This is a genomic window from Streptomyces coelicoflavus (assembly GCF_045041415.1).
GTDB lineage: Bacteria > Actinomycetota > Actinomycetes > Streptomycetales > Streptomycetaceae > Streptomyces > Streptomyces coelicoflavus.
In genome coordinates, this window is the sequence record NZ_CP108218.1 from 2,531,934 (window position 1) to 2,549,737 (window position 17,804).

The 17,804-nt window shown below is 71.7% G+C and carries 11 protein-coding genes; 6 read left to right on the forward strand and 5 right to left on the reverse strand.

Translation table 11 applies throughout. The features are described 5' to 3' along the window. Positions 1-69 precede the first annotated feature (69 nt). Together OHA99_RS10980 and OHA99_RS10985 are read left to right on the forward strand one after the other, a co-directional pair. Positions 70-1,719, forward strand: coding sequence for a M4 family metallopeptidase (locus OHA99_RS10980; protein WP_164383176.1), 1,650 nt, complete (start codon positions 70-72; stop codon positions 1,717-1,719). Positions 1,720-1,787: 68 nt separating this feature from the next. Further along, on the forward strand, positions 1,788-2,297 hold the full coding sequence (locus OHA99_RS10985; protein WP_194279917.1) for a DUF1990 family protein: 510 nt from the start codon (positions 1,788-1,790) through the stop codon (positions 2,295-2,297). A 57-nt stretch (positions 2,298-2,354) separates the two neighbouring features. On the opposite strand, the gene OHA99_RS10990 is transcribed toward OHA99_RS10985, so the two are convergent. Further along, positions 2,355-4,973, reverse strand: coding sequence for a glycosyltransferase family 1 protein (locus tag OHA99_RS10990; protein ID WP_164383178.1), 2,619 nt, complete (start codon positions 4,971-4,973; stop codon positions 2,355-2,357). A 412-nt stretch (positions 4,974-5,385) separates the two neighbouring features. Here OHA99_RS10990 and OHA99_RS10995 point away from each other — a divergent pair, with 412 nt between their 5' ends. The 4 genes from OHA99_RS10995 (at position 5,386) to glgB (ending at position 12,960) form a co-directional block, all read left to right on the forward strand. Continuing rightward, positions 5,386-7,416, forward strand: coding sequence for an alpha-1,4-glucan--maltose-1-phosphate maltosyltransferase (locus tag OHA99_RS10995; protein ID WP_405695551.1), 2,031 nt, complete (start codon positions 5,386-5,388; stop codon positions 7,414-7,416). Then, positions 7,413-9,113 (forward strand): maltose alpha-D-glucosyltransferase, encoded by a 1,701-nt coding sequence (gene treS / locus OHA99_RS11000; RefSeq protein ID WP_153177862.1) that lies wholly within the window; start codon positions 7,413-7,415, stop codon positions 9,111-9,113. Before OHA99_RS10995 ends, treS begins: the two co-directional genes overlap by 4 nt. A 96-nt stretch (positions 9,114-9,209) precedes the next feature. Further along, on the forward strand, positions 9,210-10,607 hold the full coding sequence (locus OHA99_RS11005; protein ID WP_381502015.1) for a maltokinase N-terminal cap-like domain-containing protein: 1,398 nt from the start codon (positions 9,210-9,212) through the stop codon (positions 10,605-10,607). A gap of 40 nt (positions 10,608-10,647) precedes the next feature. Then, positions 10,648-12,960, forward strand: coding sequence for a 1,4-alpha-glucan branching enzyme (gene glgB / locus OHA99_RS11010; RefSeq protein WP_381502018.1), 2,313 nt, complete (start codon positions 10,648-10,650; stop codon positions 12,958-12,960). A gap of 3 nt (positions 12,961-12,963) precedes the next feature. On the opposite strand, the gene OHA99_RS11015 is transcribed toward glgB, so the two are convergent. The 4 genes from OHA99_RS11015 to OHA99_RS11030 form a co-directional block, all read right to left on the reverse strand. Further along, positions 12,964-15,267, reverse strand: coding sequence for a HelD family protein (locus OHA99_RS11015; protein WP_381502020.1), 2,304 nt, complete (start codon positions 15,265-15,267; stop codon positions 12,964-12,966). Positions 15,268-15,397: 130 nt separating this feature from the next. Further along, positions 15,398-15,712, reverse strand: coding sequence for a thioredoxin (locus OHA99_RS11020; RefSeq protein ID WP_153181742.1), 315 nt, complete (start codon positions 15,710-15,712; stop codon positions 15,398-15,400). 14 nt (positions 15,713-15,726) lie between these two features. Further along, the gene (locus OHA99_RS11025; protein WP_007387920.1) at positions 15,727-16,125 is read right to left on the reverse strand and encodes a MerR family transcriptional regulator; all 399 of its coding nucleotides are present in this window, start codon (positions 16,123-16,125) and stop codon (positions 15,727-15,729) included. A 194-nt stretch (positions 16,126-16,319) separates the two neighbouring features. Further along, positions 16,320-17,720 (reverse strand): cation:dicarboxylate symporter family transporter, encoded by a 1,401-nt coding sequence (locus OHA99_RS11030; RefSeq protein WP_153177865.1) that lies wholly within the window; start codon positions 17,718-17,720, stop codon positions 16,320-16,322. Positions 17,721-17,804 lie beyond the last annotated feature (84 nt).

Below are 17,804 nucleotides of genomic sequence, written 5' to 3' on the forward strand. Positions count from 1 at the left end.
GCCGCACAACTTCGCAGCAACCGGCCGGACACCCCACGCCGACCGGATCCCCCCACCGAAGGAGCTTGTGTGTCTTCCCTCTTCGCGCGCCACAAGCGCACCACGCTGGCCCTGGCCACCGCGGTCGCCGCCGGAGCGATGCTCACCACCGGTCTGACCGCGGGCAGCGCCGCCGCCGACAGCACCGCGCCGTCGGCGCTCGCGGGCGCTCCCGTCCTGCTGTCGGACACCGCCCGCAGCGCGCTCATACAGGAGCAGCAGGCCGGCGCGGCCGGTGCCGCCCGGGAGATCGGTCTCGGCGCCAAGGAGAAGCTGGTCGTCAAGGACGTGGTCAAGGACCGCGACGGCACCGTGCACACCCGCTACGAGCGCACCTACGACGGCCTGCCCGTCCTCGGCGGCGACCTCGTCGTGCACCGCTCCAAGTCCGGCGCCACCGAAGGCGTCACCAAGGCGACGAAGGCCGCCATCAAGGTGGCCACGGTCACGCCCGAGGTCAAGGCGGCCAAGGCCGAGCAGCAGGCGCTGTCCGCCGCGAAGGACGCCGGGTCGTCGAGGACCGCGGCCGACTCCGCGCCCCGCAAGGTGATCTGGGCCGCCGAGGGCAAGCCCGTCCTCGCCTACGAGACCGTGGTCGGCGGCCTCCAGGACGACGGCACCCCCAACGAGCTGCACGTCGTCACCGACGCCGCCACCGGCGCCAAGCTGTACGAGTACCAGGGCATCCAGACCGGCTCCGGCAAGAGCCTCTACTCGGGCACGGTCGAACTCGGCACCACCAAGTCGGGGTCGTCGTACCAGCTCCTCGACAGCGGGCGCGGCGGCCACAAGACGTACAACCTGGCCCGCAAGACGTCCGGCACCGGCACCCTGTTCACCGACGCCGACGACACCTGGGGCACCGGCGCCGCCTCCAGCGACCCGCAGGACCAGACCGCCGCCGTCGACGCCGCCTACGGCGCCCAGGTCACCTGGGACTTCTACAAGGAGAGCTTCGGCCGCAACGGCATCAAGAACGACGGCAAGGCGGCCTACTCCCGGGTCCACTACGGCAGCAACTACGTCAACGCCTTCTGGTCGGACCAGTGCTTCTGCATGACCTACGGCGACGGCACGGGCAACACCAACCCGCTGACCTCGCTGGACGTGGCCGGGCACGAGATGACCCACGGCGTCACCTCCAACACCGCGGGCCTCGAGTACAGCGGCGAGTCCGGCGGCCTCAACGAGGCGACCAGCGACATCTTCGGCACCGGCGTGGAGTACTTCGCGGGCAGCTCCACCGACAAGGGCGACTACCTCATCGGCGAGGCCATCGACATCAACGGCGACGGCACCCCGCTGCGCTACATGGACAAGCCCAGCAAGGACGGCGCGTCCAAGGACTACTGGGACTCGGGTCTCGGCGGCGTCGACGTGCACTACTCGTCCGGTCCCGCCAACCACTTCTTCTTCCTCCTGTCGGAGGGCAGCGGCGCCCGGACGGTCGACGGGGTCGACTACGACTCGCCGACCCACGACGGTTCCACCGTCACCGGCATCGGCCGCGACAAGGCCCTCCAGATCTGGTACAAGGCGCTGACCGAGTACATGACGTCGACGACCGACTACGCCGACGCCCGCACGGCCACCCTGAGCGCGGCGTCCGACCTGTACGGCGCCGACAGCACGGAGTACAAGACGGTGGGCGCGGCCTGGACCGCGATCAACGTGAACTGACCGCCACGCGTGTGACGGGCGGCACCCGGAACCAGCGGTTCCCGGGTGCCGCCCTACTCTTGGTGCCCATGTCCTTCACGTACGACGACGTCGGCGCCACCCGCGAGCAGGGCGCCTGCCCGCCCGGCTTCCGCCCCATGCACGTACGCACCCGCCTCGGGGAGGGCGAACCGGTCTTCAGGCGGGCGGTCGAGGCCGTGCTCACCTGGGAGATGCACCGGGAGATGGGCGTCGGCATCGACACGAGCGCGGAGCGTGCCGCGCCCGGCGTCGACGTCACCGTCACCCTCGCCGGCATGATCAAGGCGCCCTGCCGGGTGGTGTGGACGCTGGAGGAGCCGCGCCGGGCCGGCTGGGCCTACGGCACGCTGCCCGGGCACCCGGAGTCCGGCGAGGAGGCCTTCGTGGTGGACCGCACGGGCGACGGCACCGTCTGGCTGACCGTGCACGCCTTCAGCCGCCCCGCCAAGTGGTACGCCAAGGCCGGCGGGCCGGCCGCCCGCGCCTTCCAGCACGCCTACGCCCGCCGCTGCGGCACCGTCCTCAGGCGGCTGAGCGGCGGCGACGAGGAGGACTGAGCCCCGCCTCGCCGTCGCCGCCCGCCGCCGCCCGCCCCGCCCTGCTGCTCCGGGGGGTCACCGCATCAGCAGCCCCGCCGCCTCCACCAGATCGCCCGAGGGCTCCGCGACCAGGCCGGTCTCCACGCCGGAGGCGAGCAGCCGGTGCGCGGGCAGGACGCGGACCGTGTAGCCGAAGGGGCCGGTGCGGTCCAGGGCGAGCGGGCCCTCGTAGGCCCAGCGGCCCTCCAGGTCGGGTCCGCCCACCGGTTTCAGCGGCACCTTGGCCGCGTCGGTGATCCGGTCCTCGGAGTCCACCCGGCCGGAGACCGCCTGCACCTCCACGTCCTCCGGCGCGAGGTCGCCGAGCTTCACCCGCACCCGCAGGGCGAGCGTGGTGCCGAGTTCGGCGCTGGCGGTGGCGGCGGACGTCTCCACGTGGTCGACGCTCACCCCCGGCCAGGCCGTCCGGACCCGCGCCTTCCACTCGGCGAGCCCGCGCGCCGAGTCCGGGTCCATCGCGCGGTGCGCCTCGGCGGCGGGCGCGTAGAGCCGTTCGACGTACTCGCGGACCATGCGGCCGGCCAGCACCTTCGGACCGAGCAGGCTGAGGGTCCTGCGCACCATCTCCAGCCACCGGTCGGGCAGCCCGCTCGCGCCCCGCTCGTAGAAGCGCGGGGTGATCCGCTGCTCCAGCAGGTCGTAGAGGGCGTTGGCCTCTATGGCGTCGCGCCGGTCGGGGTCGGTGCCGACGCCGTCGGCGGTGGGGATCGCCCAGCCGAAGTCCGGCTGGTACCACTCGTCCCACCAGCCGTCGAGCACCGACAGGTTGAGGCAGCCGTTGAGCGCCGCCTTCATGCCGGAGGTGCCGCACGCCTCCAGGGGCCGCAGCGGGTTGTTCAGCCAGATGTCGCAGCCGGGGTAGAGCTTCTGCGCCATCGCCATGCCGTAGTCCGGCAGGAACACGATGCGGTGCCGCACCCGCGCGTCGTCGGCGAACCGCACCAGCTCCTGCACCAGCCGCTTGCCGCCGTCGTCCGCGGGGTGCGCCTTGCCCGCGACGACGATCTGGATCGGCCGCTCGGGGTGCAGCAGCAGCTCCGTCAGCCGCTCCCGGTCGCGCAGCATCAGCGTGAGCCGCTTGTACGACGGGACGCGCCGCGCGAAGCCGATGGTGAGCACGTCCGGGTCGAGGGCGTCGTCGATCCAGCCCAGTTCGGCCGTCCCGGCGCCGCGCTGCCGCCAGGAGGCCCGCAGCCGCTCGCGCACCTCCTCGACGAGCTGGGCGCGCAGGGTGCGGCGCAGCTCCCAGATGTCCTGGTCGGGGATGTCGGCGACCGAGTCCCAGCGGTCCGAGCCGCCGACGGCCAGCGCGTCCTCGGCCCGCTGCGCGCCGATCTGCCGGGCGCCGAGCCGGAACACCTCGGGGGCCACCCAGGTCGGGGCGTGCACACCGTTGGTGACGGAGGTGATGGGCACCTCGTCGGCGTCGAACCCGGGCCACAGTCCGGCGAACATCCCGCGGCTGACCCCGCCGTGCAGCACGGAGACGCCGTTGGCGCGCTGGGCGAGCCTCAGGCCCATGACGGCCATGTTGAAGAGGTTCGGCTCGCCTCCGGGGTAGGTCTCCATGCCGAGCCTCAGGACGCGCTCGACGTCGATGCGCGGGAGTTCGGCGTCGGGGCCGAAGTGGCGGGCGACCAGCTCGCGGTCGAAGCGGTCGATGCCGGCCGGGACCGGGGTGTGGGTGGTGAAGACGGTGCCGGCCCGCACCGCCTCGAGCGCGGAGCCGAAGTCCGCCCCCTCGTCGGACAGTTCGGCGATGCGTTCCAGCCCGAGGAAGCCGGCGTGGCCCTCGTTGGTGTGGAACACCTCCGGCGCGGCGTGGCCGGTGAGCCGGCAGTACGTGCGCACCGCCCGGACACCTCCTATGCCGAGCAGCATCTCCTGGAGGAGCCGGTGCTCGCTGCCGCCGCCGTAGAGCCGGTCGGTGACGCCGCGTTCGCCGGGGTCGTTCTCCTCGACGTCGGAGTCGAGCAGCAGCAGGGGCACCCGGCCGACCTGGGCCAGCCAGACACGGGCCCGCAGCTCCCGGCCGCCGGGCAGCGCGAGGGCGACGTGCGCCGGGGTGCCGTCGGGCTCCTTCAGGGGCGCGAGGGGCAGCTCGTGGGGGTCGAGGACGGGGTAGTGCTCCTGCTGCCAGCCGTCCCGGGAGAGGGACTGGCGGAAGTAGCCGTGGCGGTAGAGCAGGCCCACGCCGACGAGCGGCACGCCCAGGTCGCTGGCCGCCTTGAGGTGGTCGCCGGCCAGGATGCCGAGGCCGCCCGAGTACTGGGGCAGCGCGGCGGTGATGCCGAACTCGGGAGAGAAGTAGGCGACGGCGGCGGGGAGTCGGCCCGGCTGGGCCTGGTACCAGCGGTCGCCGGTCAGGTAGTGGTCGAGGTCGTCGGCCACCGCGGTCAGCCGGCGCAGGAAGCGCCGGTCCTCGGCCAGCTCCGCGAGGCGCGCGGGCCGGACGGTGCCGAGCAGCCGTACCGGGTCGCGGCCGGACGCGGTCCAGCACTCGGGGTCGACGGACTGGAAGAGGTCGCGGGTCTCCGGGTGCCAGGACCAGCGCAGATTGCGGGCCAGATCACTGAGCGGCCGGAGGGGGTCGGGGAGTACGGGACGGACGGTCAGTCGACGGATCGCCTTCACCCTGACGACGTTACCGCGCGATGTGTCCCTTGTTGCGGCCTTCGCCCTGATGCGCCGGACAGGAACTGACGCGCACGGCGTGTCGATATGGCCGGATCTTTCCCCGTCGGCCTTCTTGTGGCGCTTCGGCCCGCAAGGAAAGCTGCACATGTCGCGACGAACGCTGATTGCGGGAGCGACATCCGGGAAAGCGACGATTGGATCGCCGCGTGTTCGGATCGCGCGTTCGGACCGCGTGTTCGGATCGCCGTGTGTGTCGTGTTGTCGACATACGCGCGAGTAGTTCACGAAGTGCCGGATTGCCCACCGGAAGAGTGTGGGAAGGCTCCTGCGGTACGCCCCGCACGCACCTCGCAGGACCCACCTCCCCAGAAGTCATCCGCCCACCCAGTTGACGCGGACAGGAGCGGTCATGCCCGCCACGCACCACTCGTCAGCATCTCCCGCGGACAGCGACGGCACCGTCGTCGGACGCATCCCCGTCCTGGACGTCCGGCCCGTCGTCCAGCGCGGACGCAGGCCCGCGAAGGCCGTCACCGGTGAGTCGTTCGAGGTCTCCGCCACCGTGTTCCGCGAGGGGCACGACGCGGTCGCCGCCAATGTCGTCCTGAGAGATCCGCGGGGCCGTCCGGGCCCCTGGACGCCGATGCGGGAGCTGGCCCCGGGCACCGACCGCTGGGGCGCCACCGTCACCGCGGGCGAGACCGGACGGTGGTCGTACACCGTGGAGGCGTGGAGCGATCCGGTCACCACCTGGCGGCACCACGCGCGGATCAAGATTCCGGCGGGGATGGACACGGACCTGGTCCTTGAGGAGGGCGCCCTGCTCCACGAACGGGCCGCCGCGGGCGTGTCCGGGCGCGCGGACCGGCGTGAACTGCTGGCCGCCGTCGACGCGCTGCGGGACGCGAGCCGGCCGCCCGCGTCGCGGCTGGCGGCGGCGTTGACGCCGGAGGTGGACGCGGTCCTGGCCCGGCATCCCCTGCGGGACCTGGTCACCTCCTCCGAGCCACTGCCCCTGCTCGTCGAGCGGGAACGCGCCCTGTACGGCGCCTGGTACGAGTTCTTCCCCCGCTCCGAGGGCACCCCCGACACCCCCCACGGCACCTTCCGCACCGCCGCCCGGCGCCTGCCCGCCATCGCCGCCATGGGCTTCGACGTCGTCTACCTCCCCCCGGTCCACCCCATCGGCACCACCCACCGCAAGGGCCGCAACAACACCCTCGACGCCACTCCCGACGACGTCGGCGTCCCCTGGGCCATCGGCTCCCCCGAAGGCGGCCACGACAGCATCCACCCCGCCCTGGGCACCCTCGACGACTTCGACCACTTCGTCACCGAAGCCACCCGCCACGGCCTGGAGATCGCCCTCGACCTCGCCCTCCAGTGCTCCCCCGACCACCCCTGGGTCCACAAACACCCCGACTGGTTCCACCACCGCCCCGACGGCACCATCGCCTACGCGGAGAACCCGCCCAAGAAGTACCAGGACATCTACCCCCTCGCCTTCGACACCGACCCCGACGGCCTCCACGCGGAAACCGTGCGGATCCTGCGCCACTGGATGGACCACGGGGTGCGGATCTTCCGCGTCGACAACCCCCACACCAAACCCGTCGCCTTCTGGGAACGCGTCATCGCCGACATCAACGGCACCGACCCCGACGTCATCTTCCTGGCCGAGGCCTTCACCCGCCCCGCGATGATGGCGACCCTCGCCCAGATCGGCTTCCAGCAGTCCTACACCTACTTCACCTGGCGCAACACCAAGCAGGAACTGACGGAGTACCTCACCGAACTCACGGGGGACGCCGCCTCCTACATGCGGCCCAACCTCTTCGCCAACACCCCCGACATCCTCCACGCCTACCTCCAGCACGGCGGCCGCCCCGCCTTCGAGGCCCGCGCCGTCCTCGCCGCCACCCTCTCCCCCACCTGGGGCATCTACAGCGGCTACGAACTCTGCGAGAACACCCCCCTGCGCCAGGGCAGCGAGGAATACCTCAACAGCGAGAAATACCAGCTCACCGCACGCGACTGGACCCGCGCCGACCGCGAGGGCACCACCATCGCCCCCCTCCTCACCCGGCTCAACACCATCCGGCGCGAGAACCCGGCTCTGCGCCAACTGCGCGATCTGCACTTCCACCCCACGGACAAGGAGGAGGTGATCGCCTACTCGAAGCGGCAGGGGTCGAACACGGTTCTGGTGGTCGTGAACCTCGACCCCCGCCACACCCAGGAGGCGACGGTCTCGTTGGACATGCCGCAACTCGGCCTGGACTGGCACGAGTCGGTGCCGGTCCGCGACGAGCTGACCGGCGAGACCTACCACTGGGGCAGGGCCAACTATGTGCGCCTGGAGCCGGGCCGTTCGCCCGCGCACGTCTGCACGGTTCTGCGACCGTCCCACCCGCAGATCGGAGGGTCACCCACCACATGATCGTCAACGAGCCCGTGCCGGACACCTTCGAGGACACCCCCGCCAAGGACCGGGACCCGGACTGGTTCAAACGAGCCGTCTTCTACGAGGTCCTCGTCCGCTCCTTCCAGGACAGCAACGGCGACGGCGTCGGCGACCTCAAGGGCCTGACCGCCAAACTGGACTACCTGCAATGGCTGGGCGTGGACTGCCTCTGGCTCCCGCCCTTCTTCAAGTCACCGCTGCGCGACGGCGGTTACGACGTCTCGGACTACACCGCCGTCCTGCCCGAGTTCGGCGACCTCGCCGACTTCGTGGAGTTCGTGGACGCGGCGCACCAGCGCGGCATGCGCGTGATCATCGACTTCGTCATGAACCACACCAGCGACCAGCACCCGTGGTTCCAGGAGTCGCGGAGAAACCCGGACGGTCCGTACGGCGACTACTACGTCTGGGCCGACGACGACAAGCAGTTCCAGGACGCGCGGATCATCTTCGTCGACACCGAGGCGTCCAACTGGACCTACGACCCGGTGCGCAAGCAGTACTACTGGCACCGGTTCTTCTCCCACCAGCCGGACCTCAACTACGAGAACCCGGCCGTGCAGGAGGAGATGCTGGCCGGGCTGAAGTTCTGGCTGGACCTGGGCATCGACGGGTTCCGGCTGGACGCGGTGCCGTACCTCTACCAGGAGGAGGGCACCAACTGCGAGAACCTGCCGCGCACGCACGAGTTCCTGAAGCGGGTGCGCAAGGAGATCGACGCGCAGTACCCGGACACGGTGGTGCTGGCCGAGGCCAACCAGTGGCCGGAGGACGTCGTCGACTACTTCGGCGACTACTCCGCGGGCGGCGACGAGTGCCACATGGCCTTCCACTTCCCGGTCATGCCGCGCATCTTCATGGCGGTCAGAAGGGAATCCCGCTACCCGGTCTCGGAAATCCTCGCCAAGACCCCGGCCATCCCGTCCGGCTGCCAGTGGGGCATCTTCCTGCGCAACCACGACGAGCTGACCCTGGAGATGGTCACCGACGAGGAACGCGACTACATGTACGCGGAGTACGCCAAGGACCCGCGGATGCGCGCCAACATCGGCATCCGGCGGCGGCTGGCCCCGCTCCTCGACAACGACCGCAACCAGATCGAGCTGTTCACGGCCCTGCTGCTGTCGCTGCCCGGCTCGCCGATCCTGTACTACGGCGACGAGATCGGCATGGGCGACAACATCTGGCTCGGCGACCGCGACGCCGTGCGCACCCCCATGCAGTGGACCCCGGACCGCAACGCGGGCTTCTCGTCGTCCGACCCGGGGCGCCTGTTCCTGCCCACGATCATGGACCCGGTCTACGGCTTCCAGGTGACGAACGTCGAGGCGTCCATGGCCTCGCCGTCCTCGCTGCTGCACTGGACCCGGCGCATGATCGAGATCCGCAAGCAGAACGTCGCCTTCGGCCTCGGCACCTACACCGAGCTGCCGTCCTCCAACCCCGCCGTCCTGGCCTTCCTGCGCGAACACGGCGACGACCTGGTGCTGTGCGTCCACAACTTCTCCCGGTTCGCGCAGCCCACGGAGCTGGACCTCAGCGCCTTCGGCGGGCGCCACCCGGTCGAGCTGTTCGGCGGGGTCCGCTTCCCGGCGGTCGGCGACCTGCCGTACCTCCTGACCCTCGGTGGGCACGGCTTCTACTGGTTCCGGCTGCGCAAGGACGCCGTCTAGATCCGGCCCCGTCCCCGGGCGGGGCGGTTTCCACCGTTCCGCCCGGGGCACGCATCAGTAACCACCCCGAGTCCCCCGGGGAAAGGACGCGACGCCATGTCGGAAGCCGTCATACGCACCGTCACGAGCCCGCCGGGTCTCCTGGCGTCGCTCGACCCACTGCTGCGGGAGTGGCTTCCGCGACAGCGCTGGTTCGCCGGCAAGGGGCGCCCGGTCACCGGCTTCTCGCTGGTCGCGGCCACCGAACTGCTCCCCGCCGACTCCCGCCTCGGCCTCCACCACGTCTTGGTCCGCGCCCACCAGCAGTACGCCCCGGCCGGGGGTGCGGCTCGGGAGCCCGGCGACTGCTACCAGCTCCTGATAGGCACGCGCGAGGCGTTGCCGCCCCGGCTCGCGCCCGCGCTGATCGGCCACCTGACCGAGGGCCCGGCGGCCGGCCGCACCGCCTACGACGCCCTGTACGACACCCGCCCCGCCGAGGTACTGCTCGAGGCGCTGCGCACGCGGGCCCGCGTCGGCGAACTGCGCTTCGAGCGGGCACCGGACGACGACGACATACGCGCGGGTCTCGTGCCCCGGCTGATGACCGCCGAGCAGTCGAACTCGTCGGTCGTGTACGGAGATACGTTCATCCTCAAGGTGCTGCGCCGCATCGTGCCCGGCGTCAACCCCGACCTGGAGCTGCCGCTGGCCCTGGCCCGTGCGGGCTGCCCCCGGGTACCGGCACCCGCCGGGTGGATGACGGCGGACCTGACCGGCCGGTCCTGGGTGCTGGGCGTGCTCCAGCCCTATCTTCAGGGCGCGACCGACGGCTGGGAGCTGGCGCTGCGCGAGCTGGCCAAGGGCGAGGACTTCGTCGCCGAGGCCCGGGCACTCGGGCGGGCCACCGCCGAGGTGCACACCGCGCTGGCCCGCGCACTGCCGACCGTCACCCTCGGCCACGCCCGGGCGCGGGGGCTCGCCGAGGGCATGAGCGAGCGGCTGGAGGAGACCGCGCGGGCCGTGCCCCTGCTCCGGCCGTACGCACCCGCGCTGCGGACGGCGTTCACGGCGCTGGCGGATCTGGCCGCCGAGGGCCGCACCTGGACCGCGCAGCGGGTCCACGGCGACCTGCACCTCGGCCAGTGCCTGCGCTCCCCCGACGGGCAGTGGTCGCTGATCGACTTCGAGGGGGAGCCGGCGAAGCCCCTGGCCGAGCGCCGGCTGCCGCAGCCGGCGGTGCGGGACGTCGCGGGGATGCTGCGCTCCTTCGACTACGCCGCGCACTCGGCCGGCGTACGGGTGCCGGGCTGGGCGGAGTCCTGCCGGGCCGCGTACTGCACCGGGTACGCGGAGGCCGGCGGCCACGACCCGCGGACCGACCCGGTGCTGCTGCGCGCCTACGAGACGGACAAGGCGGTCTACGAGGTCCTGTACGAGGCCCGGCACCGGCCCGACTGGCTCGAGGTGCCCCTGGCGGCGGTGCGCCGCCTGTCCGTGCCCGAACCGGCATGACGTCCCCACCCGCTCCCACCGCACCCAGGAGGCTTCTCCCGTGACCCCCCGCCCCTCGTCCAGCGGTACCGACCCCGAGAAGACGACCGGGAAGAACACGGCCGGGAAGAAGAAGGCCGAGAAGAAGGCCGAGGAGAAGAAGGCCAAGACCGCGAAGGAGATCGCCGTCTCCCCCGCGCTGGACGCCGGTGACCGGGAGCGGCTGCTGGCCGGCACGCACCACGACCCGCACGCGGTGCTCGGCGCCCACCGGGTGCCCGGCGGGGTGGCCTTCCGCGCCTTCCGGCCGTACGCCCTCGCCGTGACCGTGGTCTCCGGGGAGCTGCGGATCGCGCTGCACGACGACGGGGACGGGTTCTTCTCCGGTCTGGTGCCGCTGGGCGAGGTCCCGGTCCACCGGCTCCTCGTGGCGTACGAGGGGACGGAACACGAGGTCGAGGACCCGTACCGCTTCCTGCCCACCCTGGGCGAGCTGGACCTGCACCTGATCGGCGAGGGCCGGCACGAGCAGCTGTGGCGGGCGCTCGGCGCGCACCCGACGGCGCACGACGGGGTGGCGGGCACCCGGTTCGCGGTGTGGGCGCCGAACGCGCGCGGGGTCCGGGTGGCCGGCGGCTTCAACTTCTGGGACGGCACCGGTCACCCGATGCGCTCCCTCGGTGCGACCGGCGTGTGGGAGCTGTTCCTGCCCGGGGTCGGCGCGGGCGAGCTGTACAAGTTCGAGATCACCCGGCCCGACGGTTCGCGCACCTTCCGCGCCGACCCGCTGGCCCGCCGCACCGAGGTGCCCCCGGCCACCTCCTCCGTGGTGCACGCCTCCACCTACACGTGGGGCGACGGGGAGTGGCTGGCCCGGCGTGCGGACGCGCCCGCGCACGAGGCGCCGATGTCGGTGTACGAGGTCCACCTGCCGTCCTGGCGCCCCGGACTGACCTACCGCGAGCTGGCGGAGCAACTCCCGTCGTACGTCGCCGACCTGGGCTTCACGCACGTGGAGCTGATGCCGGTCGCCGAGCACCCCTTCGGCGGCTCCTGGGGCTACCAGGTCACCGGTTTCTACGCGCCCACGGCCCGGCTCGGCGACCCGGACGACTTCAAGTACCTGGTCGACCGGCTGCACCGGGCCGGGATCGGCGTCCTGATGGACTGGGTGCCGGCGCACTTCCCGCGCGACGACTGGGCGCTGGCCGAGTTCGACGGGCGCCCGCTGTACGAGCACTCCGATCCGCTGCGGGCCGCGCATCCGGACTGGGGGACGCTGGAGTTCGACTTCGGGCGCCGGGAGGTGCGCAACTTCCTGGTCGCCAACGCCGTGTACTGGTGCGAGGAGTTCCACATCGACGGGCTGCGCGTGGACGCCGTCGCCTCGATGCTGTACCTGGACTACTCGCGCGAGCCGGGCCGGTGGACGCCGAACGAGCACGGCGGCCGGGAGAACCTGGACGCGGTGGCGTTCCTCCAGGAGATGAACGCGACGGTCTACCGGCGGGTGCCCGGCGTCGTGACCGTGGCGGAGGAGTCGACGGCCTGGGACGGGGTCACGCGGGCCACGCACCACAAGGGCCCGAGCGGCTTCGGCGGGCTGGGCTTCGGGCTGAAGTGGAACATGGGCTGGATGCACGACTCGCTCGAGTACATGAGCCGCGAGCCGGTGCACCGCGGGTACCACCACGGGGAGCTGACCTTCTCCATGGTGTACGCGTACAGCGAGAACTACGTGCTGCCGATCTCGCACGACGAGGTGGTGCACGGCAAGAGATCCCTGGTGTCGAAGATGCCCGGCGACTGGTGGCAGCAGCGCGCCAACGAGCGGGCGTACCTCGGCTACATGTGGGCCCACCCGGGCAAGCAACTGCTCTTCATGGGCCAGGAGTTCGCGCAGGGCGCGGAGTGGTCCGAGGCACACGGCCCCGACTGGTGGCTGCTGGACCCGGAGTACGGCGCGTCGGCGGACCACCGGGGGGTGCGCGACCTGGTGCGGGACCTGAACGCCGTCTACCGGGCCACGCCCGCCCTGTGGGAGCGCGACACCCACCCCTCCGGGTTCGCGTGGGTGGTCGGCGACGCGGCCGACGACGACGTCCTCGCCTTCCTGCGGCTGGACGCCGACGGCACCCCGCTGCTCGCGGTGTGCAACTTCGCCCCGGTGGTCCGCTCCGACTACCGCCTCGGCGTTCCCGACGAGGTCCCGGCCTGGCACGAGGTGCTCAACACCGACGCCGCCCGCTACGGCGGCGGCGACGTCGGCAACCCGGACCCGCTCAAGCCGGAGGCGCAGGGGTGGCACGGCCGGCCGGCGAGCATCCGGCCGACCCTGCCGCCCCTGGCGACGGTGTGGCTGCGTCCGGCCTGACCGTCAACCCGCGTCGCCACCGTCATTCGCGTCACTCTCGTCACTCGCGTCGGCCAGCCCCTTCGGCAGCGGCTCGCTGTGCAGGACGCCGAGCCGCTGGGTGGCGCGGGTGAGGGCGACGTACAGGTCGCTGGTGCCGTAGCGGCCGGGCTCGACGACCAGCACGGAGTCGAACTCCAGGCCCTTGGACTGGCGCGGGTCCAGGAGGACCACGTCGTGCGTGAGGTCCGGCTCGGCGCCCGCCGTCACGCCGTCCAGGCGGGCCGCGAGGACGCGGTGCAGCTCGCGCGGGGCGATGACGGCCAGGCGGCCCTCCTCGGGGGTCAGTTCCCGGGCGGCCTCGGCGACGGCGGCCGGGAGGTCGGCGGTGGCGCGGATCCAGGGGCGTACGCCCGTGGACCGCACCGAACTCGGCGGGACGAAGGACGGGTCCTCGGCCCGGACCACCGCCGCCGCGAGGTCCATGATCTCGGCCGGGGTGCGGTAGTTGACGCCCAGGCGGGTGTGGTCCCAGCGGTCCTCGACGTACGGCGCGAGGATCTTCGACCAGGAGCCGACGCCCGCCGCCTCGGCGGTCTGCGCCGGGTCGCCGACCAGGGTCATCGAGCGGGTGGGGCAGCGCCGCATCAGCAGCCGCCATGCCATCGGGGAGAGCTCTTGGGCCTCGTCGACGATGATGTGCCCGAAGGCCCAGGTGCGGTCGGCCGCGGCGCGTTCGGCGGCGCTGCGGTGGTCGTCCTCCTCCTGGCGTTCGGCGAAGCGTTCGGCGTCGATGACGTCGTGCGCGAGCAGGACCTCGGAATCGTCGTCGTCCTTGTCCTCGAACTCGTAGGTCCGGGACGCGTACGACACGTCGAGGACGCCCTGCGCGTAGGCGATCTGCTCCTCGCGTTCGCGTTCGGCGCGGGAGCGGGCGACCCGGTCGTCCACGCCGAGCAGTTCGGCCGCCTCGTCCAGCAGCGGCACGTCGGCGACGGTCCAGCGCCGGGTGACCGGGCGGCGGACGGCGGCGGCGTCCTCGGCGGGGAGGAAGGCCTCGGGGGCGGCGAGGAAGTCGGCGACCAGGCGGGCCGGGGTGAGCCGGGGCCAGAGCTGGTCGATCGCCGACCAGACCTCGGGGTTCTCGGCGAGTTCGTCGCGGATCTGGGTGATGTCGCTGGGGTCGAGGAGGTTGCTGCCGTCGTAGGGGTCGGTGCCGATGCGCTCGGCGACCATGTCGGTGAGGGTGTTGAGGATGTGGCCCTCGAAGTGCTCGCGGGCCGCGTTGTGCGGGAGCCCGGCGGCGCGGGTGCGCTCGCGGGCGACGTTCACGAGGTCGTCGTCCAGCATGAGGATGTCGCGGTCGTGCTCGATCGCGATGACCGGGTCGGGCAGCGCCTGCCGGTCGCGGACCACCTCGGCGAGCACCTCGGCCATGCCGGCCCGGCCCTTCACGGCCGCCGCCCCGGGGGTGTCCGTCGCCGTGGCCTTCACGCCGGGGAACAGCTCGCCGACGGTGGAGAGGAGCACGCCGGTCTCGCCCAGCGAGGGCAGCACCTCGCCGATGTAGCCGAGGAAGGCCGGGTTCGGGCCGACGATGAGGACGGCGCGCTTGGCGAGCAGTTCGCGGTGCTCGTAGAGGAGGTAGGCGGCGCGGTGCAGGGCGACGGCGGTCTTGCCGGTGCCGGGGCCGCCCTCGACGACGAGGACGCCTCGGTGCGGGGCGCGGATGATGCGGTCCTGGTCGGCCTGGATGGTCTGCACGATGTCGCCCATGCGGCCGGTGCGCGCGGAGTTCAGCGCGGCGAGCAGCACGGCGTCGCCGGAGGGGTCCTCGTGGCCGGTGCGGGTCTCGTCGCCGAGGTCGAGGATCTCGTCGTGCAGCGCGGTGACCGTGCGGCCCTCGCTGGTGATGTGCCGGCGGCGGCGCAGCCCCATCGGGGTGTGGCCGGTGGCCAGGTAGAAGGGGCGGGCGACACCGGCCCGCCAGTCGATGAGGACGGGGGTGCGTTCGGCGTCGTCGGCGCGGAGCCCGATACGGCCGATGTGATGGCCCTCCCCGGAGGTGAGGTCGATCCGGCCGAAGCAGAGGGAACCGTCCACCGCGTTGAGCGCGGCGAGCAGCCCCGAGCGCTCGGCGACCAGGATGTCCCGCTCCAGACGGGCCTGCTGGGGGGTGTTGCCCTGCGCGAGCGCGTCCGTCACCGAGTCCTCGGTGTCGCCGCGCAGCGCGTCCACGCGCGCGTACAGCCCGTCGATGAATTCCTGCTCGTACCGCAATTCATCGTCCGGAAATTCGGTGTTTGACAATTCCACTCCCGGCCGCATATACTGTGCCTACTGAACTTCTTCGCGACCTCATTCATTGAAGTCACGAATCATCGAATATACGCAGAGAAATCCCCCGAGCGCAATTGCTCGGGGGATTTCTTGTGCCATCACCTGTGCGTCGGGACGGTCAGACGACGTCGGCCAGTTCCTCCAGGAGCCGTCGCTTGGGCCGGGAGCCGACCATCGACTTCACCGGCTCGCCCCCGCGGAACACCATGAACGTCGGCATCGACAGCACCTTGTACGCGTTCGTGGTCAGCGGGTTCCGGTCCACGTTCAGCTGCACCACCCGCAGCCGGTCCCCCTCCTCCTCGGCCACGGCGCTGAGCACGGGCGCCATCTGCCGGCACGGCGGGCACCAGTCGGCGGTGAACTCCACCAGCACGGGCAGGTCGGATCCGATCACCTCCGCCGCGAAATCCTCGTCCGTCACCTCGGGCACCCCGGCGATCGTCGTCATGCGTGTCCTCCCAGTTCGCACTTGGGCTCCGGACCCCCCGGAACCGCCGCCTCGGCCCGCGCCAGCTGTGCGGCGACCTGCCCGCGCACCGACGTGAGCTGCTCGATCAGCGTGTCCAGCTCCGCCAGCTTGTGCCGGTAGACCACCAGGGACGCCGGGCAGGAGTCGCCCTCGGGGTGCCCGGCGCGCAGGCACTCCACGAAGGGGCGGGTCTCCTCCAGGTCGAACCCGAAGTCCTGGAGGGTCCTGATCTGCCGCAGCAGTTTCAGGTCCTCCTCGTCGTAGGTCCGGTAGCCGTTGTCGCCCCGCCGCGCGGGCAGCAGCCCCCGCGACTCGTAGTACCGCAGCGTCCGCGTGGTGGTCCCGGCCCGTGCGGCCAGCTCGCCGATTCGCATGGGGACGAACGTAAGCCTTGACCCGGACGTCAAGGCAAGAAGTACCGCGAAGGCAGCGGTACCGCGAAGGCAGCGGTACCGCGAAGGCAGAAGCCCCGCGCCGGGGGAGGCGCGGGGCTTCTTCGGGGGACCGGGCGGCTGAGCAACGGGGGGAGCACCTCAGCCGCCCGGCGTGTGCGGGCGTCGTACGGGCGTCAGGCCCTCGCCAGCTCCTTCTCGCCGCCCTGCTCGGGCAGGTCCGCGGTGTCCTCGGCGTCGTCGCCGCCGGTGCCGTGGGCGTCGTCCAGGAGGGTCTTCTCGTCGAACGGGATCCGGCCGGCGAGGACGTCGTTCACCCGGTCCTTGTCGATCTCCTTGGTCCAGGTGCCGATCAGGACGGTGGCCACCGCGTTGCCGCCGAAGTTGGTCAGGGCGCGGGCCTCGCTCATGAAGCGGTCGATGCCGACGATCAGGCCGATGCCGTCCACCAGGGCGGGCTTGTGCGAGGACAGACCGCCGGCCAGCGTGGCGAGACCGGCGCCGGAGACACCGGCGGCGCCCTTGGAGGCCACCAGCAGGAAGAGCAGCAGCGGGATCTGCTCACCGATCGACATCGGCGTACCCATGGCGTCGGAGATGAACAGCGAGGCCATGGTCATGTAGATCATGGTGCCGTCGAGGTTGAACGAGTAGCCGGTCGGGACGGTGATGCCGACCACCGGCTTGCTGACGCCCAGGTGCTCCATCTTCGCGATGAGGCGCGGCAGCGCCGACTCCGAGGAGGAGGTGGACAGGATGAGCAGGAACTCGCGGCCCAGGTACTTGAAGAGCGAGAGGACGTTGATCCCGGAGACGAGGCGCAGCACCGTGCCGAGGACCACGAAGAGGAAGATGACGCAGGTCGCGTAGAAGCCGAGCATCAGCACGGCCAGGCTCTTCAGGGCGTCGACGCCGGCCGAGCCGGTGACGGCGGCGATCGCGCCGAAGGCGCCGACCGGGGCCGCCCACATGATCATCGCCAGGACGCGGAAGACCAGCCGCTGGATGTGCTCGATGCCGCGCAGGACGGGCTGGCCGGCGTTGCCCATGGCCTGGAGGGCGAAGCCGCAGAGCAGGGCGATCAGCAGGGTCTGGAGCACCTCGCCCGCGGTGAACGCCGAGACGATCGTGGTCGGGATGATGCCCATCAGGAAGTCGACGGTGCCCTTGGCCTCCGCGTCGACCTGGGCCTGGCCGGTCTCCTTGATGGCGTCGGTGACCGCGAGGCCCGTGCCCGGGTCGAGGATGTTGCCGACGATCAGGCCGATGGCGAGCGCCACCAGGGACATCACGAAGAAGTAGACCAGGGCGATACCGCCGACCGCGCCGACCTTCGCGGCCTTGCGGACGGAGCCGATGCCCAGCACGATCGTGCAGAAGATGATCGGGGAGATCATCATCTTGATCAGGTTCACGAAGCCGGTGCCGAGCGGCTTCAGCTCGGTCGCGAAGTCCGGGGCGATCAGACCGACCGCGATGCCGAGGGCGACCGCGATGATCACCGCGATGTAGAGGTAGTGCGTGCGGTCCCGCTTGGCTTTGGGTGCGGCAGGTGCGGTAGCGGCGTTGCTGGTCACGGCTGCCCTCCTTGACGACGTCGTCGGTACTCACCGGCGTGCGGCTCACGTCCGGGGGTTTGTATCGGGGATGCGGTGACTATC

Coding starts and splice junctions, on each gene's coding strand:
- OHA99_RS10995 (WP_405695551.1), top strand. CDS start 5,386: ATGCCCGCCACGCACCACTCGTCAGCATCTCCCGCGGACAGCGACGGC.
- OHA99_RS11025 (WP_007387920.1), bottom strand. CDS start 16,125: ATGCGAATCGGCGAGCTGGCCGCACGGGCCGGGACCACCACGCGGACG.
- OHA99_RS11015 (WP_381502020.1), bottom strand. CDS start 15,267: ATGCGGCCGGGAGTGGAATTGTCAAACACCGAATTTCCGGACGATGAA.
- treS (WP_153177862.1), top strand. CDS start 7,413: ATGATCGTCAACGAGCCCGTGCCGGACACCTTCGAGGACACCCCCGCC.
- OHA99_RS11005 (WP_381502015.1), top strand. CDS start 9,210: ATGTCGGAAGCCGTCATACGCACCGTCACGAGCCCGCCGGGTCTCCTG.
- OHA99_RS10985 (WP_194279917.1), top strand. CDS start 1,788: ATGTCCTTCACGTACGACGACGTCGGCGCCACCCGCGAGCAGGGCGCC.